Genomic DNA, 6,894 nt, shown 5'->3' with positions numbered 1-6,894 from the left:
GTTAACGTATGCGGACATATCCATGAGAGACAGGGTAGGACTTCCATAGGTAGAACCGAGGTCGTTAAACTACCGCCCGCTAAATCTATGATGGTTGCAATCCTTGAACTTGAGGAGAGGTTGACTGATGTCAGTTTCACAGTTTTGAGATGAATCGTTCTTTAATCATTACACAGGGGTGAACGGTTTTGATTACTGTAACCGTGCTCGGCGTCGGTACTCCTTTCACCGTGCAACACGTTACAACGTCCTTTGTCCTGAGTTTCGATGACTTTGAGCATAACCTTCTCGTAGAGGTTCCGGACCGATTTCTCAGCGTGCTGGACAGGTACGGCAACGGTATCGAACCTGAAACTATCGAGAACGTGTACATCAGTCATATCCACGGCGACCATGTTAACGGATTGGAAGGGTTAGGGTTTTGGAACCGGTTTGTTAACCAGAGGAAAACGCGTGTGATCATGGGTGAAGAAGTGGTTCCCTTGTTCCGTCAGAGGTTTGCCGGTCCGATGAACCCGTGCGGTTATCTCCGCGGTAGACTTGGAACCGTTGACCTCGATTACTACTTCGAAATCACGCCTGTTAAAGAGAGGAAGACCATTGTGCTGAAGGTCCGTGACAAACCGGTGAAGGTCGAGGTTATGAAAACGTTGCATTGCACGCCGACGTACGCAATCAAAGTTGAATACAAAGGTAAGAAGATAGGTTATTCGTCGGACACGTTGTTTTCGTCAGAACTGATCGGGTTTCTTGAGGACTGTGATATGATCATTCACGAGATAGGCAACAATCCGGCGCACACATCTGTTGAAGACCTAGCAAACCTTCCCGAAACCGTCCTCTCGAAGGTCTACGGTATTCATTATCCCGATTACCTGCCTGACCTGATCAGCACCGGTGAGAATGGTAACCTCATCACCCTGTTGTCAGAAGGTCAGCAGATCCGTTTGTGACGGTTCCTACGTTCTTGTGACCGCACCTACATCTGTCCGAAATCCGAACAAAAAAAAATTCGAACAAAAAACTGATATATACACAAAAAGATTTAAATTAATTATTCTTTTTATATAACGGGGTCCGGATGACCGAAACGAACATGCGTTGCAACAGGATTTTTTCGGTTGCCGTGTTTTTATTGTTCCTTATCTCTACCGGGTTGTCGAACACGGTTTCTGCTTCCGGTGAGCGTACCTTCGGTAACGGTATGCGTTCTTTAGATGTTGCAGTAACACCTTTGGATAACCATACGGTCGTGATCGCTTACATCAACGCGTCTTCGGGCGACCTGTTTTTCAAGGTTTATGATACAAACGGAAACTTGATAACAGGGCCGGTCACGGTTGACCATCTCGATACTTCCCGGTCGCGGGTTTCGCTGTCACCGATCGATTCCGACAAGTTTGTCATCGGATGGATAGACGGTTCGGACAGGGATGTTCGCGCCGCGGTCTACAACAAGGACGGTTCTGCAGAAACATCTACCATAACTGTCGATGCCAACGTGGGTAGTAGGCCGGACGTATCGGTTGCCGAGATAGGGAACGGGGACAGGTTTGTAGTGTGTTATGCCAATGATGCTGACAACGATGCAGATTATAAGATATATTCGAATGATGGCACTCAGTTGGTTGGAGAACACCGTGTAGACGGTAACATGAACCCTGACAAAACACTTCAGAACTATGTGTCTTGCAACGGTATAGATGCTAACCGTTGGTTGTACGCATGGTACGATGACAACGCTCACGACGCTTCCTATGCAGAGGTAAGCAATTCTGGTACAACTTACCGAAACGGTGATGTTGACACTAACATAGGAAACGATGGTCAGGTGGCAAGCACGGTTCTGAACAGCACTACTTACGTTATTGCATGGTACGATTCATCGGACAGAGATATTACGATCACAGTACGCGACACATCAGGAAGCACTGTAGTCTCTCCGAAAGATATAGATACGAACACAGGTGACCGTGCGCGAATCTCGGTGTCTGCAGCGAAAACACGCGACGGCGATGCTGTGTTCGTGGTTGCATGGTATGATAAGGATGAAGATGCTATACTGGCAGGTGTGTATTATCCCGACGGTTCCGAATACACCGCACCGTTCATTGTTGAAGACGACCCGTATCAAGAGGGGTTATTATCTGTGGCTGGATATTACCATCTCACCGGAGTTTCTTTATGCCCCGGAACGTTCGTGATTGCGTACACAAACAGCACTCCTTCATCGAACTACAAGTTGTACTATATTAACGGTTCTTCGTGGGACGGTGTATGCGATCTGACACCGCCGACGATCTCCTTCGTCCCACCGACGGACCCCGACGGTTCGATGGTTCCGCGAAACTGGACATTTATAAATGTAACGCTTGACGAATCGGGTAGTTGTGTTCTGGAATGGGACGCGTCGAACATTACCATGGACGGTTCGGATACCAACTGGTACTTGAACAAAACCGATGTTGATGGCGACCATGTCTTTACAGTTTATTGCGTCGACACCCACGGCAACCTTGCAAATACTGCCCAACGTCATATAACTTTTGATCCGGTCGCTCCATCGATAGATTTTGTATCGCCTACGACTGCATCGGGTAATTATGCTCAGGATTGGGTCAGTGCGAACGTTACCGCTTCTGACACCCATCTTTCATCCGTTACGATATACCTGTACGGTTCATCCGTGGAACATCACACATGTTCTTCGTCACCTTGTTATCACAACTTTACAGGTTTGTCCGACGGCACGTATTACCTGAACGCTACTGCACAGGATCAGGCAGGCAACCTGAACCGAACCGAGACACGGACGATCCTTCTCGATACGCATCCTCCACAGGTATCTTTCGTACCGCCCACTCCTGTAAACGATTCTAAAACGAATCGGGATTGGGTGGTCCTGAACATAAGCATAACAGAGGTGTTTGTGGACAAGGTTCTGCTGAACTGGAGCGGTAGCGTGACCCAATACGATGTCGGTGACCTGTCCGGCAGTTCACCGAACTACTGGTTATCCGTGAACAAGAGCGGTTTATCCGACGGTAGTTATGACTATTTCTTTGTTGTTAAGGACACCTTCGGTAACACGAACAGTACAGAAGTGAGGAGGATAAATGTGGACACAACTCTGCCTTCATGGACAGATGTTGCAAACATTACTGTTACCTACGGTGATCCCGTTCACTACGATTTCAATGCCACCGATACATCGGGTATCGACAGATATTGGATAAACGATACTACACACTTTTACATTAACGGTACCACAGGAGAACTGGTTAACCGAACGGCTCTTGCAACCGGTGTTTATCCGTTGAACTTGAGTGTGAACGACACTTACAATAACATAGCATCCGTTCTAGTATATGTGAACATAACTAAAGCACCGACAATACTTACATTGTCGGTTTCGCCATCGTGGGAGGTAACCTATCCAACCGCGACAAATGTGAGTTGTACCGCAAACAATGATGAGGTATCCGTTACATTGTACAGGAACGGTACGGCGGTTTCTAACCCTGATGTGGGAACACTCGACCCGAACGTTTACAACTACACATGTAACGCTTCAGGGTCTCAAAACTATACCTCTGCACAAACATCTGCTTTGTTAACCGTCAACAGACGTGCGTCTTCATCCTCGTCGTCCAAACGTAAACCTCGTCTAGAAGCCGTGGCAAACATCTCTTGTAGAGATACGTTTGCAGAGGTTTCGTTTTATGTGAGTTCTGAAGGTGATCCCGTCTCTAATGCCAGGGTTTCTGTTAGCAGGGTTGTAGGTTCGTACAAATATCTTCTGAGCGCTAACTACACCGATGCAAACGGATACGTGATGTTCGAGTTGGATAACGGAGTGTATTCCGCGTACGTGCGTAAGGATAGATATAAATCCTACGAATTTCAGATTACGGTAAACTGTTCGTACGTTCCGCGCAACCGGACGATGAACGAGACATCTAACGAAACCGTCGAGACATCCAATCAAACCGCTCTTTCTGTGTCATGCACTACCGATTCGGATTGCGGCTATGATGAGTTCTGCGATAACGGAACATGTAAAAAACTGGAATGCGTCTGCGGATACATAGATAATCATCGTTGTGTGCACTACGAATGTTGTTACGATGCCGATTGCGGTGCAGGGATGGTTTGTGTGGACCATTCATGTCAACCTGTCGAGGGAGCAAACGAATCGGTGCACGAACAGTTTCCGGACGTTCAGGATCGGTCGAATGCGTCGCATCCGACAGAATATCGTCACGAAGATACTGAGGGTCAGGGCGCATCGGGTTCGGAGAAAGTCATCTTTATCGGGAGACGGTATCTGACGATCCATGATTCAACAGGTAATCCTGCATCTGATGTAATGGTGTATTTAATAGATGAAGATGGTAAAACGTACGGTCCGTTTCGTCCTGATGAGAACGGTCAGATTGAAATACCTTTAGAAGCAAGGAAGGTTGTGTTCGGGTCATATCTTACAAATGCGTCGAACGTGTCTTTCGAAACTCGTCATCTTTGCATGTTTTACGGTCATGATTACGGTTCGATGTTCGGTGTATGTTGGTACTGGTACATCGGCGGCACCCTATTGGTTTTGGCAGTGATAGCACTGAACCTTGTTTATCCCGGGTTGTTCAAACATTAGTCACGCACTTTGTCACTGCATCCTTGATTACACGGGTTAACAGATTGTTCTTAGGTTTCAGTGAATAGCGAACGTGAACAACAGGGATGTCTATTTTCAGAAGACGTTCAAGATTGATCGGAGTACCTGCGATCACCGCATCTGGTTTGGCATTAAGTATGCTCGTTCTGAGGTCTGCGATCTGTTTTTCCGAGTAACCCATGGCAGGTAACACGTTCTTCAGATGGGGGTAGGTTCTGTAGACATCTTTGATCTCACCGGCGGCGTACCTTGATGCATCGACAATTCTGGCACCGTATCTTTTAGCGATCACGTATCCGGCACCGTACGGCATACCGCCGTGGGTCAGCGTGGGTCCGTCTTCGATCACTATAACTCTCGAACCTCGTTTTATCTTCTTGTCGGGTTTCAGAACCGAGTCGGCATGAACTATTTTAGCATGCCTGTTGAACCGTCTGACGTTTTTGATGATCCGTTCTATATTCTCTTTGGGTGCGGTGTTCTCTTTGTTGATGATTACTATGTCCGCCATCATCAGGTTGGTTAATCCCGGATAATAGGTTCTTTCGTGATCCGGTCTTAAAGCATCGGTGACTACAATGTGAAGGTCAGGTTTAAAGAACGGAGTATCGTTGTTACCACCGTCCCATACGATTACATCACCTTCTTTTTCAGCGGACCTCAGTATCCTTTCATAGTCCACCCCTGCATACACAACCGTTCCATCTTTAATATGTTGTTCGTACTCTTCCCTTTCTTCGATGGTGCAGTTGTACTTATCCAGGTCTTCGTAATCGGCAAACCGTTGGACCATCTGTTTCTTCAGGTCGCCGTAGGGCATGGGATGTCTGACGACTACGGGTTTTAACCCGAACCTTTTGATCCGCTGGACCACCCATCGTGTCGTCTGTGATTTGCCGCAACCGGTTCTTACGGCGCACACCGAGATCACCGGTTTACGTGATCTGAGCATCGTGTGTGACGGCGCGATTAGCATAAAATCCGCACCCGCAGAATTAACCGTTGCAGCCTTCTCCATCACTGTTTGATTGGACAGGTCTGAATACGAGAGCACGCACAGGTCTACCTTCTTCTTACTGATCAGATCCTTCAGTTCGTCCTCCGGGAAGATCCGTATACCTTTGGGATAGGATGGACCGGCAAGTTCCTTCGGATATGTTCGGTTTTCGATATGTGGTATCTGTGCAGCCGTGAACCCTACTACCTTATAGTTGGGATTGTTACGGAACAGTACGTTGAAATTGTGGAAATCCCTACCTGCGGCACCCATGATAATGACCTTCCTTACCTTTTTCATATCCATCACCCGAAACATAAATCATCTGATTAAAATACCGTGGGGATGCAAATCTTTTAAACGTTGTATCCCAGTTAAGTTTTCTATGAAATCACCGATGAATGCGAAGGTTCCGACCGTTCTCGTCATATACCTGGTTTTGACTGCTACGTTCAACACCATTATATTTACTACTCCGTTCATCTACATGTACGACCGGGGAATAGGTGAGGGTGTTTACCGCGCATTTTCGTTTATATGTCATCAGGTGCCATCGCGTTCGTTCTGTATATATCCGGATGCGTTTGCTGTATCCGGATGTTCCGCTATGACAAACGGTATCGTGTCCGTCGATCCGGTTCTCGGGATGGGTTACAAGTTTCCGGTGTGTGCGCGTTGCATCTCCTTTTACACCGGCATGTTTATCGGCGGATTAATGCTGTTGTTCATCTTTTTCAGGAGAGGAGGTTATCCAATCCTACCCGTATGGTTGTTCATTATGTTCATCATTCCGATGGGCGTTGACGGTACCTTTCAGTTGTTAGGGTTCTGGGAGAGCACTAATACCGTGCGCGTGTTGACAGGGTTTCCGGCAGGTTTTATAGTTCCCTTTTATCTTATGCCTATCTTGGATAAATCCCGTGCACAATGGTCCGGGTGAAAAACGGGCACTGGATTGTGGGAAAGAGGGATGTAGGAAGTTGGTTATATAAAAGAATAGAAAGCGAATTAACCGTTTATTCACAATCGTAATGACCTTGGAGTATGTGATAACTTTTATAAATCTACTCAAATAAATTCTTCTCAAAGGTGTAATACCTATCGAGGTAATGCTTATCAAGATGTAGAGGTGCAGAATTATGGATATGCGGCGTTTGGAGAAGGTTGTTGCTGTGGTTATGTTGGCTGTTGTGGTATGTATCGTTGTCGGGTTGTACACGCTCGG

At 46.9% G+C, this 6,894-nt stretch carries 4 protein-coding genes; 3 read left to right on the top strand and 1 reads right to left on the bottom strand.

Annotated features, from left to right (window positions below):
* Positions 1–188: 188 nt before the first annotated feature.
* The gene (locus J7K41_01310; protein ID MCD6549331.1) at positions 189–953 is read left to right on the top strand and encodes a ribonuclease Z; all 765 of its coding nucleotides are present in this window, start codon (positions 189–191) and stop codon (positions 951–953) included.
* A 128-nt stretch (positions 954–1,081) separates the two neighbouring features.
* On the top strand, positions 1,082–4,651 hold the full coding sequence (locus J7K41_01305) for a hypothetical protein (protein ID MCD6549330.1): 3,570 nt from the start codon (positions 1,082–1,084) through the stop codon (positions 4,649–4,651).
* Here J7K41_01305 and J7K41_01300 read toward each other — a convergent pair.
* Positions 4,641–5,975: a GTPase gene (locus tag J7K41_01300; GenBank protein ID MCD6549329.1), complete on the bottom strand. Its 1,335-nt coding sequence runs from the start codon at positions 5,973–5,975 to the stop codon at positions 4,641–4,643. The genes J7K41_01305 and J7K41_01300 overlap by 11 nt on opposite strands.
* Positions 5,976–6,054: 79 nt before the next feature.
* Here J7K41_01300 and J7K41_01295 point away from each other — a divergent pair, with 79 nt between their 5' ends.
* A complete protein-coding gene (locus J7K41_01295) occupies positions 6,055–6,609 on the top strand; it encodes a DUF2085 domain-containing protein (GenBank protein MCD6549328.1) in 555 nt (184 codons plus the stop codon).
* Positions 6,610–6,894: the final 285 nt, after the last annotated feature.

Source organism: Candidatus Micrarchaeota archaeon (assembly GCA_021163225.1).
Taxonomy (GTDB): Archaea; Micrarchaeota; Micrarchaeia; order Anstonellales; family JAGGXE01; genus JAGGXE01.
The sequence above is the reverse complement of the archived record's forward strand: the minus strand, read 5'-3'. Positions and strand labels throughout refer to the sequence as shown.